Annotated in this window: 22 protein-coding genes and 1 pseudogene; 20 read left to right on the top strand and 3 right to left on the bottom strand. The window is 40.4% G+C overall.

The features are described 5' to 3' along the window. The first annotated feature begins 707 nt into the window (after positions 1-707). From M2277_RS27525 to M2277_RS27620, 20 genes are all read left to right on the top strand, one after another. Entirely contained in the window at positions 708-959 is a 252-nt protein-coding gene (locus M2277_RS27525) for a YolD-like family protein (RefSeq protein WP_280756160.1), read from the top strand. A 135-nt stretch (positions 960-1,094) separates the two neighbouring features. Further along, complete coding sequence (locus M2277_RS27530) at positions 1,095-1,613, top strand: hypothetical protein (protein WP_280756161.1); 519 nt, start codon at positions 1,095-1,097, stop codon at positions 1,611-1,613. 56 nt (positions 1,614-1,669) lie between these two features. Next, positions 1,670-2,053 (top strand): PadR family transcriptional regulator, encoded by a 384-nt coding sequence (locus tag M2277_RS27535; protein WP_280756162.1) that lies wholly within the window; start codon positions 1,670-1,672, stop codon positions 2,051-2,053. 81 nt (positions 2,054-2,134) lie between these two features. Further along, positions 2,135-2,506, top strand: coding sequence for a hypothetical protein (locus tag M2277_RS27540; RefSeq protein ID WP_280756163.1), 372 nt, complete (start codon positions 2,135-2,137; stop codon positions 2,504-2,506). 46 nt (positions 2,507-2,552) lie between these two features. Further along, the gene (locus M2277_RS27545; RefSeq protein ID WP_280756164.1) at positions 2,553-2,837 is read left to right on the top strand and encodes a hypothetical protein; all 285 of its coding nucleotides are present in this window, start codon (positions 2,553-2,555) and stop codon (positions 2,835-2,837) included. 29 nt (positions 2,838-2,866) lie between these two features. Beyond that, complete coding sequence (locus tag M2277_RS27550) at positions 2,867-3,526, top strand: hypothetical protein (RefSeq protein ID WP_280756165.1); 660 nt, start codon at positions 2,867-2,869, stop codon at positions 3,524-3,526. Positions 3,527-3,550: 24 nt separating this feature from the next. Next, complete coding sequence (locus M2277_RS27555) at positions 3,551-4,579, top strand: hypothetical protein (RefSeq protein WP_280756166.1); 1,029 nt, start codon at positions 3,551-3,553, stop codon at positions 4,577-4,579. Between the two features lie 179 nt (positions 4,580-4,758). Next, positions 4,759-6,705: an ATP-dependent DNA helicase gene (locus M2277_RS27560; protein WP_280756167.1), complete on the top strand. Its 1,947-nt coding sequence runs from the start codon at positions 4,759-4,761 to the stop codon at positions 6,703-6,705. A 19-nt stretch (positions 6,706-6,724) separates the two neighbouring features. Further along, positions 6,725-7,456: a metal-dependent hydrolase gene (locus M2277_RS27565; protein WP_280756168.1), complete on the top strand. Its 732-nt coding sequence runs from the start codon at positions 6,725-6,727 to the stop codon at positions 7,454-7,456. Positions 7,457-7,817: 361 nt separating this feature from the next. Continuing rightward, positions 7,818-8,081 carry a hypothetical protein gene (locus tag M2277_RS27570; protein ID WP_280756169.1) on the top strand — a complete coding sequence of 88 codons (264 nt, stop codon included), beginning with the start codon at positions 7,818-7,820 and terminating at the stop codon, positions 8,079-8,081. 150 nt (positions 8,082-8,231) lie between these two features. After that, on the top strand, positions 8,232-8,609 hold the full coding sequence (locus tag M2277_RS27575; protein WP_280756170.1) for a helix-turn-helix transcriptional regulator: 378 nt from the start codon (positions 8,232-8,234) through the stop codon (positions 8,607-8,609). Between the two features lie 390 nt (positions 8,610-8,999). After that, positions 9,000-9,335, top strand: a complete 336-nt coding sequence (locus M2277_RS27580; RefSeq protein ID WP_280756171.1) for a hypothetical protein — start codon at positions 9,000-9,002, stop codon at positions 9,333-9,335. A gap of 17 nt (positions 9,336-9,352) precedes the next feature. Further along, positions 9,353-10,123 carry a hypothetical protein gene (locus M2277_RS27585; protein WP_280756172.1) on the top strand — a complete coding sequence of 257 codons (771 nt, stop codon included), beginning with the start codon at positions 9,353-9,355 and terminating at the stop codon, positions 10,121-10,123. Then, positions 10,086-10,799 (top strand): hypothetical protein, encoded by a 714-nt coding sequence (locus M2277_RS27590; RefSeq protein ID WP_280756173.1) that lies wholly within the window; start codon positions 10,086-10,088, stop codon positions 10,797-10,799. Before M2277_RS27585 ends, M2277_RS27590 begins: the two co-directional genes overlap by 38 nt. Positions 10,800-10,852: 53 nt before the next feature. Beyond that, positions 10,853-12,256 carry a hypothetical protein gene (locus M2277_RS27595; protein ID WP_280756174.1) on the top strand — a complete coding sequence of 468 codons (1,404 nt, stop codon included), beginning with the start codon at positions 10,853-10,855 and terminating at the stop codon, positions 12,254-12,256. Continuing rightward, the gene (locus M2277_RS27600) at positions 12,253-13,158 is read left to right on the top strand and encodes a ThiF family adenylyltransferase (protein WP_280756175.1); all 906 of its coding nucleotides are present in this window, start codon (positions 12,253-12,255) and stop codon (positions 13,156-13,158) included. The genes M2277_RS27595 and M2277_RS27600 overlap by 4 nt, the downstream gene beginning before the upstream one ends. A gap of 501 nt (positions 13,159-13,659) precedes the next feature. Beyond that, entirely contained in the window at positions 13,660-14,505 is an 846-nt protein-coding gene (locus M2277_RS27605; RefSeq protein ID WP_280756176.1) for a phosphoadenosine phosphosulfate reductase domain-containing protein, read from the top strand. 31 nt (positions 14,506-14,536) lie between these two features. Then, on the top strand, positions 14,537-14,935 hold the full coding sequence (locus M2277_RS27610; protein ID WP_280756177.1) for a hypothetical protein: 399 nt from the start codon (positions 14,537-14,539) through the stop codon (positions 14,933-14,935). Positions 14,936-15,050: 115 nt separating this feature from the next. Continuing rightward, a complete protein-coding gene (locus M2277_RS27615; protein ID WP_280756178.1) occupies positions 15,051-15,290 on the top strand; it encodes a type II toxin-antitoxin system HicB family antitoxin in 240 nt (79 codons plus the stop codon). 215 nt (positions 15,291-15,505) lie between these two features. Continuing rightward, entirely contained in the window at positions 15,506-16,000 is a 495-nt protein-coding gene (locus M2277_RS27620) for a hypothetical protein (RefSeq protein ID WP_280756179.1), read from the top strand. Between the two features lie 132 nt (positions 16,001-16,132). On the opposite strand, the gene M2277_RS27625 is transcribed toward M2277_RS27620, so the two are convergent. The 3 genes and pseudogenes from M2277_RS27625 to M2277_RS27635 form a co-directional block, all read right to left on the bottom strand. Beyond that, positions 16,133-16,675, bottom strand: a complete 543-nt coding sequence (locus M2277_RS27625; protein WP_280756180.1) for a hypothetical protein — start codon at positions 16,673-16,675, stop codon at positions 16,133-16,135. A gap of 276 nt (positions 16,676-16,951) precedes the next feature. Then, entirely contained in the window at positions 16,952-17,290 is a 339-nt protein-coding gene (locus M2277_RS27630; RefSeq protein ID WP_280756181.1) for a YolD-like family protein, read from the bottom strand. After that, positions 17,287-17,712: pseudogene (locus M2277_RS27635) on the bottom strand (DinB/UmuC family translesion DNA polymerase); the annotation flags it as partial. The pseudogene M2277_RS27635 and the gene M2277_RS27630, both read right to left, overlap by 4 nt. Positions 17,713-17,804: the final 92 nt, after the last annotated feature.

A 17,804-nucleotide genomic window follows, 5' to 3' on the forward strand; every position in this document is an offset into this window, starting at 1 on the left:
ACACGTGATATCAACATACGTGTTTACACGCATTTCCTCGCGCATCAGCTACTTTTCTGCACTAGGTGCTGCCTACTTCTTCAGCCGCATATAGAGTACCATTCTTCTTCGTTTGTTTGCTGGATCCACCTCTATTACATACGAGGTTTATTGTAGGTTTAACCCTCTTTATTTCATAATCCTTTATCCCGCTTCTTGGATTCCTCTTAAATTTGCTTGTTTCTGCAGCTAAGCATCGATCCTTTACTGAGATAGTATTTATACTTTTCCTTCTACTACTTTTGAATATTGATACTCTATTTTGAGTTTGAGCCCACCTTTTAACCCGATTTTAACGTGTATCGCACGGCCGGCCCCCCGGACAATCGAAATTTGCTACTTGGTACGTAAATAGTGGAAGATATGAACTTTGCTACTTCGTACGGATAAAGCGAAAGAATAGATCCGGATGAAGTAGCAGAGAGGTGGTCTTCGACTAAATATGGTTTTAGATACGTGGATGTAACAGAATGGTATAAATGGATTAAAGAAGCGAGAAAAAGGTGCGATACGGGCTTAAATACGTGCAAACACGTATGTTGATGCCACGTATGTTTATGGTATAATTAGGATAGATACCCTCTCTCCCCTGCACGCGCTACTGCTTTGACTAATTTCCTTTTCATTCCTGCAGCGGGACAAATAATATTTCACGGGAGGAATACCACATGGCAAAATCAAAAGTAGCTAAACGACCCACAAGAGATGAATTTGTACTTGAAGAGCTCGGTAATCAACTATCCGAGGCTTATCATGAGGAATCTGTTATCTTACTTACAGTGTGGGGATGGGAAGAGACTGTTCGAGGGAAGATTGACAAAATGGACTCCAGAACAGGTAAAGTACATATTAAATACAATGACACAATAACAAAGGTTCCCTTTATGGATATTATGGAAGTGAATTATCCAAGAGACTAATGTATAACAATCTTTGAATTGCACACCAGATAATTAGATAATGGGGTTACATACTCAATAATGGCGGCAGCACCAGTGGCCAAGCCGGGTCGAATCAGCACTGTTCTAGACTTAATGAGTAAAGGAGAGTCTTAAATGTCATTAAAGCTTAAAATGTATTTAGAATTTCTACAACGAATGCCTTCAGGTGTTGAATTAGATGAATACCGAAGCACTCTGGCTCCTGCAAACAAAGACAGCTTTGATCAGCTTATGCTCTTTAACTTCTATGGTATGAAACAACTGGCCAAGGAACGAAAATTAGTTGGTATAGGCGATATGTATTTCACTTTACAGGGACTAGGAGTTATGGTGCTTGCTATTGTCTCAGCTGTATCTTTAAACCGATTCGTGTTTCAATTCAACCTAATAGGTTTTTCTATCCTATTTGGTTTGTTAGCCCTCGCCGGCTGGTCATTCGTGGTTTTTTATAAAAAACACTTCTTCTATGTTAATCGTAGCAGTTTGTGGTCCCAAATTTTGATGCAGTATTCTTTCTGGCTCAACCGTGAACCTGATGAGTTTGTCAGCACTCTAAATGAATATATCGAGAATATCCCAAAACAAAAGCAAGCCAGGATCCTCAACGCGATACGCAACCAGCTTGCACGTTAGTCAATAAATAATTCTGAATATACATATCGACCAGCTATTTAGGAAGGAGACCGTTCATGCGTAACACAGATCATAAAATTGAAAAAGAATCTTCGCTTGGCCACGTCGTCAAGGTGCAGCATGTTATTGACTTCATTGTTCTTGCTGAGTTACAGAATGGTCGTCGTTATGGTAAGCAGCTTGACCAAACCATAACGCAGACACTCCATGGTGTTGGTGTAAACGATTCTTACTTAGCCCAGCGACTTAAAAAGCTTGCTGAAAAGGGTCATGCTACCAGTCAGTGGGACGATGACAACCGGTATAACCGTTACTATGAGATAACTGAGTCTGGTATTGAATACTTTGATCAGCTAAAAAGAGATCTCCCAGAGCGAGTTTCCCTAGCGCTTAAAGTTTACAAACTTTTTGAAAACACAGTGAAAAAGTATGATGTATAGCTAAATAGACGACTTAGAGGTATTGATCAGCCGTCAAGTGGCGAAGGACCGCTTTAACTAAACAAGGGGAGGGACTGTATAGTGGAAAGGCAGTTCTTAAAAAAGATAATCGAACTCGAGTGCGGCGAGCATGTGACTGTATTGAATTCTGATAAACCGAACTGGTTTATACTAAAACTATCAAATGGTCAGAAAACATTCGCCTCAGTAAGACTTGGGAAAAAAGCGATAACCATTAATATAGATACTGTACTTGGAACCACCGTTGAACAAATTATTGGTCTTCGGGAGGGGATAAGTTACAACTCCACTATCAAAAGAGATCATATCCAGAACCGTACTAAAATCGAGTACTCACAATTGGATATAGTCTCTGTAATCTTGAGGGAAATGATTAAAAGTAACTCTTGTCATATTGAGACATACAAAGACCGTAGAGAGGCCAGCACATAATTTTTTATCAGCTTCATGTAATTCTATTCATGATGGAGGGCAAGACATGCGATTATTCACCATTACACCTACAAAAGACAAAAAAGGAACCCTTGCTTTATTTAAGGTTGATGTACGTAACAACGGCAAACTGGAAAAGTCTCTTATCTTAAAGATCGGCCAAAAATACCGCGTTGAGCCTTACAACAAATTGAAATTAAAACATAGAGGACGGAGCGGCATACTCATGGGGTATTCTACGGACGATTGGGGCAGGATTTATGGACGCTTGAAATTTGATGATACCCATCGAATTGGAAAAGTCGATGTTGAGGAGCTCGTTGAGATCTAAATGATCATATCTAGAACGGGGGGAACGCTATGGATTTAAAGTATTCGGATATTGTAACTGCGCTCAAGCAACGCTTCCCAGAAGGTACAGTCAAATTCAGATCAGATAATAATCGTCCCTATATCCCCAATCAAGTTTATACAGACCGGTTAGAGAGTGTGACTGCAAGCAGATGGAACTTAGAGATCAGGGAGCTTGATATTAACGCTGCCCACAAATATGTGAAAGCTGTTGTACGTGTTCATATCGAGCCACATTTTCGAGATGGATACGGATTTGCTCCTATCGATGGAAATCCAGGCGAAGAGTCTTGGAAGATAGCAACGGCAGTCGATCATGCTGTTAATGAAGCCTTTCTAACAGCATTAGATAGTTATGAAATGGGTTGGAAAGATCTCGCGCCTTATAAGCAGCAGGATTGGGCTGGCAATCCGGCATTAAAACATCTTATGGAGGGAGCTCCTCCTCCGGAAGCGGGAAGTAAAAATTCGATTCAGACTCAATCTTTTGCTAAGAGCAGTCAACAATGCGTGAAATGCGGTAAGAATATCACAAAAGCGGAATTGAAAATGATCACGATGCTACCTAAGTTAAATCTGATCTACTGCTTTGAACACCTTCCTAACCACTGGAGAAGAGAATTACCACAAGAGGTATTAAACGAGTTTGAATCCAAACAAGAAACGTAAGACATTGTAGGGGGACAATGATTCATGAATACAGAAGTTCAATTAGATGGAGATCAAAAATTCCTGCCTAAGAAAATGATGAATGATCAACCTATGGAAGAACTGAGCAGCGATCAAAAGATCAAGATGTATAAAGCAAAAAAGAGAAGTTCGATCCTGCTAATATTAAATTTTATCTTCGTTCCTTTTTCGTTTATTTCGATAGTGTATACGCTGTTTAATAAATCGCATTTTTCAGTACTTTGGCCAATATTGGTGACTGTTTTAATTGTCACAATTGGATTGTTATTCTCTTTTTCGTTCGCGGGGAAAAAGATCAGTAAGTTCAAAAATATGCAAGACGAAATGAAAGCTAGATATTCACCTGGTGGACCACAATATCTTTGGCCCTTTATTAGCTACGAACACAATCATATTTTCAAATATATTCCTAATGTTTGGAACTCACTAAATAATAGCAAATTGCTACCGCTAACACCTTCTATCGGGGTCTATAGCATCTCCGCTCATCTCGGATTATATGAAAAAGAACTTGGAAAACTAATGAAGCTTGATGGGAGATATAAACATATATCGTTACATCTCAGCGACTACGCTCCACCTGAACTGCGTGTTCACGATTTTCATGAAGAAGGTCTATCACTAGCTTACTATCCCCACGGAATCCATGGTGCTAAATTGAAAGAAATCAAAGAAAAGCATAAAACTCCTGTACATATTATCATTGATTTTAAAGGACTCCTTTGGTATACCAAACAGAATGAAGAGGAGAAGCTTTTTGACGCCTTCAAGGCCCTCCATGACGCAATGGAAGTTGACGCTATTTTAGTTATTGACGCGCACAAAAGCCCACCAGTAAGAACCCTCCTACGAAGAGAATTAATGGAGAGTATCTATCTAGGTCCTCCGGAAACTTCAACGTATGAAAAGATCAAGGATTGGCTAAACAGTCGGCAAAATAAGGAATGGTTTGATTCTCATTTTGTAACCCATGAATTGGGATCCGGGGTATCAAAAATAGTGGTTTTCAAAAAGAGGATCGTACGTGTCTAGAGCTTAATAATCCATCCATTAATCAAAATGGTGCCATTTTCTCCCTTCGATCTGCGAATTTGTAAGTCGAAGGGAAATTCTATTAAGATAATTTGATTATCGATAGTATTATCTTATCATGTTAATATATTAGTATATAAAATAACTAATATATTACTATTGAATCGGAGGATGAATTGGTGGAAGAGTTTATACAGCGGGCTTTCGGAGTAGGAGGTCATTTATCCAGACTAATTAGCGGCTACAAACCCCGAACACCTCAGATTTTGATATCTACGAAAGTCGGTTATGCTTTTGAAAAAGGTGAGCATTTAATATGTGAGGCAGGTACCGGTACTGGTAAATCTCTCGGTTACTTAACACCAGCTGCAAGATGGGCAGTAGAACATAAGAAAACTGTTATCGTTTGCACCCATACCATCCCCTTAATGACACAAATCGTAAATGTAGAGCTTCCCCGAGTGGCACAAATATTAAAGATGGAAAAGCTCAATCTCAAGTATCAACTGGTCAAAGGTAAAGATCACTACATCTGCAGTTCAAAATTAGAACGACTTTGGCAAGAAAAACTTCGCAGTAATGACCAGGAGTCTAAGATAGTCCAACGGATATTTAAGAAGGTCAATCAGGAGCGTGTAAGCGATCGTACCGGATTAGGGTTTGATGTGGAAGACGTTCTATGGAAAAAGATTAGCGCATCCAGCTGCAATGCCGTCACTAAACCGGATAACTGTATGCTTGAAGAGCTTAAAGGTAAAATGCAAAAATCGCATATCATCGTAACTAACTTTGCTTATTTTTTTAATGACCTCAAAATGCGAAAAAAGACTGGTAGCGGCTCATTACCACCATATGACGCAGTTATCTTCGACGAAGCGCACGAGATTGAGGATGTCTGCTGCAATGTGTTCGAGAAGGAAGTGGATATGAACCAATTTGAATTCTTGTTCGAGAATCTGTATAAGCGAAATGCATTCAGCGAGTTAGATATAGCTACTCAATTAGAGTTAACCCAGATGCGACAATTGTTCATACAAAAAATGGACTCATTGTATTCAAGGATCGGTAAGGGAATGAAGGATGAGAAGGGTAAGCCCGTCGCGTTTAAGCTACTCTCCTCAAAAATTGATATGTCAGAAGTTTGTTCAATCTTAGGATCATTTATAGAAAAGATTAAGAGCTTACGCTTACGAGGAGTCTCTGATATTCTCGATCGCTTATTTGAAGGTAATGATGACTTAGACTTTATAGGAGAAAATGCAAAGAAGTCATGGGCATACTGGGCTACGGTGACTGGTCGTGATAACTTAAAGCTTCATGCAGCTCCGCTCTATCCCAAGGTAGTCCTGGCCAATGGATTGTTCGATAAAGTACCGGTCATCCTTGCTAGTGCAACGATGTCCACGGCAACTTCTAAAGGGAAGACATTTGCGTTTTATGCCGGCCGTATTGGTTTGAAGGAATACGGAAGTGTCATTGTTGATAGTCCTTTTGAATATGAAACGAAAACCATGATTATTTGCCCGGATGATGCTCCCAATCCCGATAGTGCTGAATATGGTAACTACCTGATTGATAAGTTAGAAGAGATTCTGTTATACACGGGCGGCCGCATGCTCGTCTTATTCACAAGTTTTGAAACGATGAACAATGTGGCCCGAAAAATACAAAAGTATTGTACGGAAGGGGGGTTAAATCTGTTGGTTCAATTCCCAGGCTGCGATAGAGAGAAAATAATACATCAGTTAAAGACGGATTCTCGGACAGTAGTTCTGGGCTGCTCCAGTTTTTGGACAGGTGTAGACGTTGCTGGAGATGCCCTGACAACTGTGGTTATCGCCAAGTTACCATTTCCTCAACCTAACGAACCGCTTATACAAGCGCAGCTCGCTGTCATAGAACAAGCAAATCGGAGTAGCTTTTTTGATTATATGTTCCCAAAAATGATGGTCAAACTGAAGCAAGGTTTCGGCCGCCTAAATCGTTCGATGCAGTGCCAGGGAGCTGTCATTATATTAGATAATCGGATCCTCACAAAGAGATATGGAAAAATGATTATCAATAACCTCCCGAAATGCAGGTATTCTCGAAAATTAGAAGATATCGTTAACATTTTACCTTGCTGATAAAGGATGGTGTTTCTAAATGATGGGTAGGTCGCACTTGTTAATTAGTACTGGCGTTACTATTTCCGTATTGGGTATGGCCAACCAGAAGATATCGCTACCCGTGATTGCGATTGCAGCCGTTAGTGCTCTTCTTCCGGATATCGATGAACCAAACTCTCTAATTGTATCTCGGGCTATCCCGACCGGCTTCATAAGAGTGCTGCAGACCGTTCTGGTTGCTTTTGCTTTATACGTACAATTTTTCGGTTCGATGTTAACCCCATGGAATACAGCTCTTGCCGTAATGGTAGGGCTGGTATCTTTCATGCCAACCCGAACTCTGAGGAACGTCGTTATGACCCTGATTGGAATCGGTCTGATCACTTTAGGACATGATTTCATGCCTTGGAATTTCATATTAGGGAGTGTCCTGATCATTTGTTCGCTAGTACCACATCGCGGCCTTACCCATACAGTTTACGGCGTTATTGGTTGGACTGGCTTATTGTACTTTGCGACTCATACATACGGCCATGAACTTTGGATGGCAGGCGGTTTATCATATATGCTTCACTTGCTCGCAGATGCGCTCACCAATCGTGGGATACGCCCCCTACCGCCATTTAAATATCGATTCAAGCTTAAGCTAATGAGCACGGGTACATGGACAGGTAACATTGTCGAGAAGGTCTGTATCGGTCTTACACTCGTTCTTGTGTGGATTACATTCTTACAAGAAATCGATTTAGAGATATTCATTTCTAAATAAAACTACAAGGAGAAAAAAATATGGTTCCACATTCAATTCTTGAAATGTTGAATAACCTGGGCGTTGTAGTTCCAGACCATGCTGGTTCAACTCAATGTGCGAAGATACTTCCGTGGTTCTGTGAATGTTGCGAAAACAAATGGGTGGACAGTCTCATTCTCACTTGGGAAGAGTGTCCAGAATGCGGAGGAGTTGCTCTCCATGATTCAGCTAGAGAGCTCACAGATAAAGATAAATATTATCGTTGAGCCTAACTTCAAATAGGGAGTGACTACGACCGCGGAAGACAAATATGCCATATCTGACTTTGAGTCCGTACTTGGGATCAGATACAAGCTTTAAAGGAAAGGACTGGTCTACCATGGGATGGATCGCTAAATACTATGACAACGTTGCAGAAGCAAGTACAGACGCTATTACAGTGGAATTTATCCAATTTAGTAATCGAGAGCTGCTCTTGATCGAGTATGCCTTACTAGTAGCAAAAGAAGAGTCAGGTTATTTTATTGGCCCTGGCGAGTGGTTATATGAGAAGGTACGAGGGCATTTGGAATCTCAAGGATACAGATTTAATGAAGACGGATCCTATTACCGGATTACTAAGGACACTTTCAAAGTCAAATAAACAATGAGGAAAAAAGGAAGGGGAATAAATACTTGGTTGTTGTAATAATGCAAGTTAACAGTGGGAACATATTTTAAATTCCGATCGGATCCAACATTCACCAGCTTTAGGAGCAGCTGAGAACAATTAGAGAGAAGGTTTAGAAGACACATGATGGATAAACGCTTAGAATGTGTTGAGTCTTACAAGGGATTTTTGTTGAAGGGGCCAAGTGACCTTTCTATGCTTAACAAGATAAATGAGATGTACCTTGAATTAAAGGTGCGCCATTCTTTAACAAACAGAGAGATTGAAGTTCTCACGGTTTTGACAATCCTCGGACACAGTAACACTGTTCTTGGGGCATTGTTGAACATTACGGAAAATACCCTGAAGAACCATATTGCTAGAATTATGGATAAAACTAATACTCATTCCACACGTGAATTGCAAGCGTTGACCTATCGTGAAATAATTATCCCACTTCTTGATAAATTACTTGAAAAGGAAAAGAATAAAAAGAAGAAGAAAGCTAATTCAGCGAGTTAGTACTACTCCAGCAAACATATATACCAATAAGAAAGCAAAAAGCTCCCTACCATGAAATATATAACTCTCACTCACTTGGGACTTTTTGCTTCTTGTTTTGGAATCAGAAGAGCAACTATAAGGCTATCTGCATTTGCGATGATGAAATAACGAACGCTTTCAAAACAACCTTTCCACCTAATTCTGCTTATGATATAATGTTGCCATTACGATTTACTATTTATTTTCTTCGCCGTTATTGACTCGGTGAAGAGCGGGTGTGTACGACAAAATGTCGTCGATAAATATGTAGGCTAAATTAGCCGCGGAGAACAACAAGTATGCCTTTTTCGGTATGCTTTTTTTGTTTTCCGCGGCTTTTTATTGCCTAAAAACAAGGAGGAAGAAAAAATGAGTATCAACATCAACTTGGAAAAACTAAAGGAACATCTGCCGACCGCAGTTGAACCCTCTCATTATCCGCCTGGGCTTTTTGCCGTCATTGATATTGCTCACAATGAGGCATATAGCAATGCAGTGGATTGGGATTCTTTCACATTACATGAGGCAGAAATGGCCTTGGATCATGCTACGAGCTATGTAAGCTATGAGGAGTTAGACGAGCGAAGCGGGCATCCCAACAAAGGGAATGTCATTCACGAGTTTCTTCATACTACGGAATCTATGGGCAGGCTCAAGCGTACCCAATCGGTCATTCAGGCAGATAAAGACGTTCAATTTTTCTAAGAAGGATGTGAAGGAAATTGGAGCAATCATATTTTTGTAATGAGCAGATATATCAAATGCAGGCTACCTACGATGCAATCATCATGCTGAAAATTGTACATGACGCCGGTGGTGATCCCAAGAATGACCCCATTCATTTTTTTTGTTACGAATGGGGTGAACAAGCTTCTATATTCTATGAAGCGCTCAATCGAATTTTTGGAGAGTGCCAAAACACGTGGTCGCAAAACGAATATTATGAGGAGACCAATAGGATTCGGATCCCTTTACCACAATTAAAGGAGCTATATGCACTGGTTACAAGCATGGAGGCCAAAACATACATTAAAAAGTTCGAAAAAATGCTGAGTAAATGCTGTGATCAATTTGAAATGGAGATGAAAGGGTTCATAGAGGACGATCAACTGTATGTAACGATCTCAGGCTCATATGGTGTTTATTCATCATTGCTAAAACAATTGGTGGCAATACGAAGCGAGGTTCTGTACTTGATTCGTGAGCGGAAAAGACGTATCCTTCATCGTTTACGCAATATTGTCTTGCTGAAGACTGTCTTTGACCGACTTGGAACGACTGCAGCAGCTTCTGTTGAAGAAGATTCCTCTTTGGTACTTTCTCGAATAATGGAGCACTGTAGCTTTGATTATTCTCTTGAAGCTATTCGTTCGCTTTCATATGATGACATGCTGAAGTTGCTCGAACACGTACTAGACCAGGTTGAACATAAAAAAATAAAGAGGGTGAAGCGGCATGAGTCTATCTACAGCGATTGTTGCAAAGAAAGATAAAGGAAACGAGATGGTGATCCGACTACGTGACTACGGCTTGCCCGTTGTTGAGGAGTATCAAAACGGCATTAAGCTTGGTGAAGGCATGTACACGCATGAGGCACTCGTAAAGGCTATTCTACGCTCGTTTGATACGAATGGGTTCTCAACCCCTTTATTACCACGAGGCTCTTTTAGCTACAACGAGTCATCCGGGGGATGGAAAAGTACTTGTTACATGGAAATACCTCCTCATCGTCGTACAGTCTATTATCACGAAGCGGTCATCGAAGATGTTCCTTTCCCTCGACTGGTTGTGGGGTTTGAATTAATGAAAAGAGATGGGATATTTGATATCACAAGAGTGGTGATCGGTGCTCTAGAGGACCAATGCCTATTACATGAGGACTCCGAAGTGTATTTCTATCCTTACACCAATGTGAAGGACGATTATTCGGTTTGTTGGGGAACCACACAGCTTCCAAGTCTTCATCGTGTTTCACAACTAGGGACCATTCCTGAGCTTTTCTTTAATTCTCCTAATTCCGACTGTTATTACAGTTCAGCAAACATAAGCCAGCTGCCTTATCGCGAGTTGGTGGAGTCATTAAAGGGGAAAGACTTTCCGGATGACTATCTCAAAAAGACAGGTCGAAAGCTTTCAGATTGGATCGAAGAAACATCACCTGATTTTTAAACCTTAGATGATTTTAAGATTTCAAATATAGCTAGAAGCTGGAGGTAATAAATATGTCTAATAACAACGACTTTTTCGGTGGCAAAGATTTGTTCACTTATTTCGGTAATAACTTCTCTGGACCGGCTCCTTCTAATCCCATACCTGAATCAAATTCAAAGGATTCTGATGATCCTAATACTAATGGAGCGAGTGGTCTCAAGGAGCCTCATCATGACTCTTTGTCCGTTTCTACTTCAAAAGATAACACCAATGTGGTATCTCTCGATGAAAAACGAATGCCAGGACCCAAACGTCGAAAAACATTCGTGGACACTAATTCTGATTCATGTGATATAGAAAAGCTTACAGACGATGAACAGGAGGCACTATCAGAGGATAAAGAGGTTGACGAACAGGCAGCTGATGCTGCTGAGTTGGGTGGACAAGTCGTTAAGGATGACAATAAGTCTGTCGCAATTCAAGAACCAAAAGCGGAGGCCAAGCCTGAATTTAATCACGCAACTTTTATTTGCTATGCCGGTATTAATCGACCTCTAACGAAATATTTCACTGATGAAAAATTAGCTTTGGTTAGCTTGGAAGACGTTCGCAAACGTTTAGAAAAAGATCATCCGGAGTTATCCAAACAAAGAACAAAAATGGACTGGGATGGGAAGAAAAATGTAATCATCCCGATTGTAACAGGAGGAAAAAAGGGGGCCGCCTTCTTTGAGGAATCGAGAGCTTTCTTTTCCTCTGCAGAAGAATTATTCAAAAATAAAGAACTCCATCCTATCAATATTCTTGCGGCAAAGGACGGGTTTTACGAAGTGCGTGAAAACCCGATAGGTGTTTTCGTGACAAGGACCTGTCCAGAAAAACTCCAAGAATGGAGTGTTTTTGATCAATTTTATGAAGAGCTTTCGCCAGTTGATCATCTCGATCCTTGTCGTGAAGGGTTTAAACTGAACCTTCCGAAAGTGCCGAACCAGTTGTTCGAACAGCTAATATCTTTTTTCATGGATTACGCTGATCACAACGTTGAGGTTATGGGGGTATTTTATTGGAACATGGTTAAGAAACAGTACTTTCTTGATATTCCTTTTCAACATGTTTCTAAAGTATCTGTGGATCCGTGTTACACAGAATTGTCCTCAAATTTCATTAAGGTTGCCGAAGTTCATTCGCACAATACAATGAAGGCGTACTTCAGTTCCATTGACGATGCTGATGAACTCGGAACGATGCTCTATGGTGTCATTGGAAAGCTTAGAATGGCAAGCGGGATTATTCGCTTTGATGTCCAAACCCGAGCAGGTTCTGCAGGGAATTTCATCCCGCTCCTGCCTTCGGCCTGGGTCGATTGCGATTACGATAACCAAGAAGATTCTTGGAACCTGGTGTCTTATACGCCTTATCCGCAAAAATGGAGAACTCGTGTGTCCATTCAACAAGTTGGAGGTAATAAATTATGATAGATTTACTAACTTATCACAAGAAAAAGGGAGACGAAGTGGCCTCTTTTCGTTACCCTATATCCAAACTCTATTATTACATCGTAATGATTGGTGCTGGTGGAACCGGTGGTTATACGATTCAGCGCTTATCAAAAATGATGAATGCTTTTGACAGTGTTAAATCGTTTCTACTGATAGCTGATCCGGATTCGGTTGAGGAAAAAAACCTACTACGTCAGCCTTTCATTCAACAGGACATTGGTTTGAAAAAAGCAGATGTCCTGGCAAAAAGATATGGGGCAACCTACGGCTTGAAGATTGGATCATACTCAGATTCCTATATTGAATCGGTCGAATCGCTCGAACAGTTATTTTCATTGACAGATTTTCGACATGAGCATGGTCAATACATTCAAAAAGTGTTGATAGGTGCCGTAGACAATGACTTCTCCCGCAGTGTGATGAATGAATATTTCAACATGACCGATGACTTAATTTACATCGATGCCGGCATTGAAGGGGTCTTCGTCCCTTCCGGAAATAAACCGACACAAGAATGGACTCCTGATGAGATGTTGGATCACATGGAGAGTGGTTATTCCGGTCAAGTTGTCGTAGGTGTGAAGAAGAATGGGCAAGTCGTACTTCCAGCACTCCATTCCGTTTATCCAATTGACGAAAAGGATGCAATACCGCCATCTCACAATTGTGGAATTGAACCGTACCAGCCTCAAAGGATGATAGCAAATGAAATGGCAGCATTTCAAATCTCCACGATCGTAAACGAGCTTTTTAGTTCTAACAGTATCTACATCCACTACGCTAATTTCAATGCACGAGCTGGCAGCTGCCGGCCAATATACGCTGAGGACTCATATATACCTAGTAGTCATAATGAAGCCCACTTGCAGCCTAGTTAAGATGTAGAGATATAAAAGAGCATTTTATAGAGTAGGACAAGATGTCTAATTTAATGGGGCGTATACATACGCTCCATTTTTTTAAATAAGAGATATACGTGAGAGGTTTACAAAATTGATGAATAACTGATCTTAGTTTGGCTCCTTGAAGGAGAAGAATGATTAGGACCTTTATCACCCTGCATTTGTTGTTTCTACCGATATATTGACGAGAAATGTAGAATGTGATAAATATAAGGTAATACGAATTTCACTGATTTTCTTTGTCGTTGAAGAATCGACAGAGAAGGAGCTTGCGCCGTACCAATCGGCTAATAAATATTAGGCTTATTTGCCATGGAGACATAGACACCTTATTTCGGTGTCTTTTTGTGTTTCCATGGCTTTTTTTGTCTCGAAGAGGAGGTAATAAATTGATGTTTTTAAAAATGATTAAAGCCATCGTGCTGAGCTCAGTTCATGAACCTATTATTTTTATAAAGGGGATGGAGGCTGAGATTCATGGTGGTTGAACAACCCAATCTCAACATCATTCGAACAGCGGAACAGTATGTGCTTCCACAACTCCCATACGGGATGTTATCCATGGAAGAGTATGATGAAGTTCATATAAACGTTTCCGGGGGTATTGACAGCGTAGCTACAACACTTGTTGCTGTATACGGATACCATATTCCTAAAGAAAAAATCAAGCTTGTTCATATGCGTGTTGACGGTGATCCCAACGATAAGAGTAAACGTCAATTGTTCGACTGGCCGCAGACTGACGAATACCTTGAATACTTTGCTAAGGTATTAGACCTACCTCTGATTGTTATTTGGGGTGATAAGAGCCTGGAGGAACGAATTCGGGAACGAGGTAAATTTCCGGATTCTAAATGTAGATTTTGTACTTCATACATGAAGCGGGATGTATATTCAAAATGGGTTCGTCAATTCGATGACATTAAGATTCTACTGTTAACTGGTGAGCGATCGGAAGAATCGACTGAACGCGCAGAAAAGGACGTTTTCAGTGTCCATTCCGCCAACGCTACGGGCAAGAAAAATCGACTTGTTCATTGGCTTAAACCGATCAAAGATATGCTCAAATTTCAAGTACGACAGTTAGCTTCAGATTATGGTATCGAATTACATCCTTGTTATGAATGGGTGAGCCGCTGCTCCTGTAAGTTTTGTATCTTCAATACCACAGCGGAAATGTCACGAACATCCCGGCTTTTTCCGGATGACTGGGAATATTTAAAACAGATGGAGCGTGATTTGGGGCATACGATGAAGAGTAAAAAAGGGAAGTCTTTTGCACTTGGAGCCTTCATCAAAGAAGATCAAATCCCACTATTTTAAATAATATCACCAAATATATGGAGGTATAAATATGACAAGATCGATGGTCTTTAAGGAGAATACTGTACATACGATAGATCCAACTCTAATTAACCAGATGGAGGATATCGTCCAGGAAATCGTTGTTCAGAAGAAGTTTCAATCAGATTTTTATATGAATGATTTAAAGTCGATGGAATCTTGCAACACCTTCGCCTGGTACGTGTATGATTGTGGGACTCATTTTATTCCCTTACATGATATGAATGAGGTACGTACTTTTCAGCGCGAATGGGTAGCGAATTTGAAAGACTTGAAAGAAACCAAAAAAGGTACAAAGGGCAGGGACATCTACAGACTTTATGTATGCAATACCTCTTCAGGCGAACTTAAGCGGGTTTACGGTTTTGAAGAGGTGAACCTCGTCGAACACTTAAGACAAGTAGTTTGACCCTGGACGCCTTGAGAAGAATCGAAGCGACTAATCGTTTCTATTCTTCAACTGGGTTGCCCATGGGTGGTAGCCGGAATAAAAATTTAAACACACTCTGGGGAGGACTAATACAATGATGAATCATGTTCAGTTACAGGTACTATTTGAGGAAGACAAGGCTGAAAAAAACGTAACAGCCTATATTCCTGCACTTCGGCTCGGTGTAAAAGGCGATACAATTGAAGAGGCTCGTGAGAATGCTAGAGACCTAATTGAAATGGAGTTCGAAGCGGCTCGGCAGCAGGGCAGAGCTATCCCTCAAGATACAGCAATCATTGAAAACATAAACGTAAGCCTGCCGGTTAATAAGTAAAGAGACTCTGCCCTATTGCATGGGGCATTTTCCTCATTTGATTGTTCACTTATAATAATGTATGATTATTTCAATAAGTTAATAATCAATCAAATATAGCGATTTTTCCAAACTGTGGTAAGTCGCAAAAAAGCGGAAGCACCGCTCTATACCCACTAAGTGGCTATGGAGTGGTGCTTCTTTCTTTATTCCATATTTATATAGGAGGAGTAGCTATGAACCAATTATTAACGTTTGAAGGAAATCAAGAGGACCTGCAGATAAAACTTACCGAATGCAAAAGTACTATCCGGGGATTCGTAATCGATGAGACCGGAAAAGAAGCTACTGTCACATTTATTAAATATGGAGGGATACGAACACGATTTTCAATTCATGTCTTTTTTTTAGGGAGTACCACGCATTTTCACTTCAAGGTTTCAAACATGAATACGGGTGTTGCTGTACTCAATGTATGGGAGGGTGAATGGGATTCTGATCTCACTATGCGCTCCATTTACAATTCTGTCTCTACATGCTTCCCTATGGCTCAATATAAACAGCTCAGAGGTATTCTGCTAGAAATTGGAGAGTTAATTTATTCTGTGCTTACTGAATATGATGGCCCTATTGTAGAAAGCAACGAGAGATTATTAGGCAAGATAAAGGTAAATATATACGAAATACTAACGGATGTTGAATGGATTGAGCAAATTATGGAGGAGGGCTAGAGGATAGCTGAAATTCAATTAGTAAGACTAACTGAAAAATGCTCTGAAAACAACCCTTAAATAAGTTTAGGGGACTGCAATACACCGGACAGTGGTTTCCTAGATCTATAGAATTGAGCTAAAAAAGCCTGCCTAACCGGCAGGCTTTTCTTTTGGAGCAAATTTTTCAAACAATCCCAATTGTTCAGCTCTCCTTATTATTTGCAGTAAGTTCTCCATATCTTCTGAAGGAGTTTTTGAGATAGGCGAGATGGCAGATTCTTTATTCTCAACTTGTATCGTAAGATCTGAAACTTGCCTTGTTAAGTGATCAATTGTTCCCTTCATATTGACATATTCCATCTTCAGTGAAGTCAGGGTTTCAATGATAGGGTCAAAGGGTGTTTCATGGATCTGTGCTGCTGTGTGCTGAACTTCTACCGAAGTTGTTAATCCGTCTTTCCGAGTTGATTTCTTTCCAGAGTTCCTTTTCAATTTAGCGGATCTAATCTGCATTTTATAAGCTTTTCTTAAGGTGCTATTCCACCGAAATCCACATGCTGCTGGAGTACGCTTTAATCGCACTGCAACCGTTTCAAACGCATTGAGCTGAGTATTACCGTTTTCTATGTGTTCTAAGACTGTTTGGGCTAATAATAGGTCCTCTTCATAGCTCCATTCATCTTTTCTCTTCATGAAATACCTCCATATGATGGTCTATTCATATGTTTATCCACTTAACTATTAGTTTATTCATTAATCTTACTCATATGATTCACATAATTAAGGATTAATTTTATGAGGTACCAACAAGAAGGTTCGATAACTAACAAGATTTATCGAATGCTTATTTCTAAAAGAGACAGAGAATAAATTTATACAATAATCCAAACCGAGATCGACTAACCAACAAAACACTTCTGGAAACATGAGAGTCCGAAGAGTTTATCCAAGACGATCTATAGAGGGTATTTATGTTGCAGTTATAATATCTGATACCTTAATCCATTCCCATTCGCCTAATCCGATCGCCAGCTTTATCTCACGTTTAAATGTATGGATTGTCACAACAATCCCTGTCAATTCTTTATCCTGATATTCATCAAATAACCTTAAGGTGATAGTTCGATGCTCATAATAGGACTCTGCTAAAACACCTTCAATCAGCTCCAATTCCTGAGAGTCTAACGTCGGCCTTGCTTTCCGTCCTTCCTCCTTACTTTTTAGGTTAATAGCAACTTTATGTTCCGGCAGCATCATGCGACTGGACTCCCATAGCCCATTACCTTCGAGCCTTTTTCGTGTCGTCATTTATAGTGTCCTCCTATCTTAGCTGATCGATCGAGTGCTTGGCCCGCAGCCGTCTTAGAGACCGCCCGAATCACTATCGAATTTCCATATTTGAGTTTCAACGCATCGGTTGTACGCTCGAGCGCCATCTGTCTCTCCCGACCAGTATCAAAAAGCGATAACTGGTATTCATTATCCGGGGTGAGCTGCGTTAGGCTGATCCCCACACGCCGAATTGGCAGGCCGTCCCAATGCTCTGCCAGCAGTTTGCAAGCCCAGTGATATACTTGCATGGTGATGTTGGATGGATCCTCCATCTTCATTTGTCGGCTAAACCCGGTGGGACGGTCATAGTCTGCCCCCATACAACCTACCGACACAACATGACCCATAAAACCCAGGCCTCTGCAGCGTTGGCAAACCAACTCTGTAAGCTCCAACAGTATCTATAAAATTTTGAGCATATTTTGTTGTGTGCATTAATAATTAGCATAAACCTTGATTTATCAAGGCTTTATACTAATTTGAGGACCTT

This window comes from Paenibacillus sp. LBL, from assembly GCF_029893715.1.
GTDB classification, from domain to species: Bacteria; Bacillota; Bacilli; order Paenibacillales; family Paenibacillaceae; genus Paenibacillus_AQ; species Paenibacillus_AQ glucanolyticus.

What these genes read in the sequence shown, in the direction of transcription:
- M2277_RS27580 (WP_280756171.1), top strand. Translation starts at nt 9,000, where the DNA reads ATGAGTATCAACATCAACTTGGAAAAACTAAAGGAACATCTGCCGACC.
- M2277_RS27550 (WP_280756165.1), top strand. Translation starts at nt 2,867, where the DNA reads ATGGATTTAAAGTATTCGGATATTGTAACTGCGCTCAAGCAACGCTTC.
- M2277_RS27625 (WP_280756180.1), bottom strand. Translation starts at nt 16,675, where the DNA reads ATGAAGAGAAAAGATGAATGGAGCTATGAAGAGGACCTATTATTAGCC.
- M2277_RS27525 (WP_280756160.1), top strand. Translation starts at nt 708, where the DNA reads ATGGCAAAATCAAAAGTAGCTAAACGACCCACAAGAGATGAATTTGTA.
- M2277_RS27565 (WP_280756168.1), top strand. Translation starts at nt 6,725, where the DNA reads ATGATGGGTAGGTCGCACTTGTTAATTAGTACTGGCGTTACTATTTCC.
- M2277_RS27615 (WP_280756178.1), top strand. Translation starts at nt 15,051, where the DNA reads ATGATGAATCATGTTCAGTTACAGGTACTATTTGAGGAAGACAAGGCT.
- M2277_RS27530 (WP_280756161.1), top strand. Translation starts at nt 1,095, where the DNA reads ATGTCATTAAAGCTTAAAATGTATTTAGAATTTCTACAACGAATGCCT.
- M2277_RS27605 (WP_280756176.1), top strand. Translation starts at nt 13,660, where the DNA reads ATGGTGGTTGAACAACCCAATCTCAACATCATTCGAACAGCGGAACAG.
- M2277_RS27535 (WP_280756162.1), top strand. Translation starts at nt 1,670, where the DNA reads ATGCGTAACACAGATCATAAAATTGAAAAAGAATCTTCGCTTGGCCAC.
- M2277_RS27545 (WP_280756164.1), top strand. Translation starts at nt 2,553, where the DNA reads ATGCGATTATTCACCATTACACCTACAAAAGACAAAAAAGGAACCCTT.
- M2277_RS27630 (WP_280756181.1), bottom strand. Translation starts at nt 17,290, where the DNA reads ATGACGACACGAAAAAGGCTCGAAGGTAATGGGCTATGGGAGTCCAGT.
- M2277_RS27620 (WP_280756179.1), top strand. Translation starts at nt 15,506, where the DNA reads ATGAACCAATTATTAACGTTTGAAGGAAATCAAGAGGACCTGCAGATA.
- M2277_RS27570 (WP_280756169.1), top strand. Translation starts at nt 7,818, where the DNA reads ATGGGATGGATCGCTAAATACTATGACAACGTTGCAGAAGCAAGTACA.
- M2277_RS27610 (WP_280756177.1), top strand. Translation starts at nt 14,537, where the DNA reads ATGACAAGATCGATGGTCTTTAAGGAGAATACTGTACATACGATAGAT.
- M2277_RS27590 (WP_280756173.1), top strand. Translation starts at nt 10,086, where the DNA reads ATGAGTCTATCTACAGCGATTGTTGCAAAGAAAGATAAAGGAAACGAG.
- M2277_RS27555 (WP_280756166.1), top strand. Translation starts at nt 3,551, where the DNA reads ATGAATACAGAAGTTCAATTAGATGGAGATCAAAAATTCCTGCCTAAG.
- M2277_RS27600 (WP_280756175.1), top strand. Translation starts at nt 12,253, where the DNA reads ATGATAGATTTACTAACTTATCACAAGAAAAAGGGAGACGAAGTGGCC.
- M2277_RS27575 (WP_280756170.1), top strand. Translation starts at nt 8,232, where the DNA reads ATGATGGATAAACGCTTAGAATGTGTTGAGTCTTACAAGGGATTTTTG.
- M2277_RS27595 (WP_280756174.1), top strand. Translation starts at nt 10,853, where the DNA reads ATGTCTAATAACAACGACTTTTTCGGTGGCAAAGATTTGTTCACTTAT.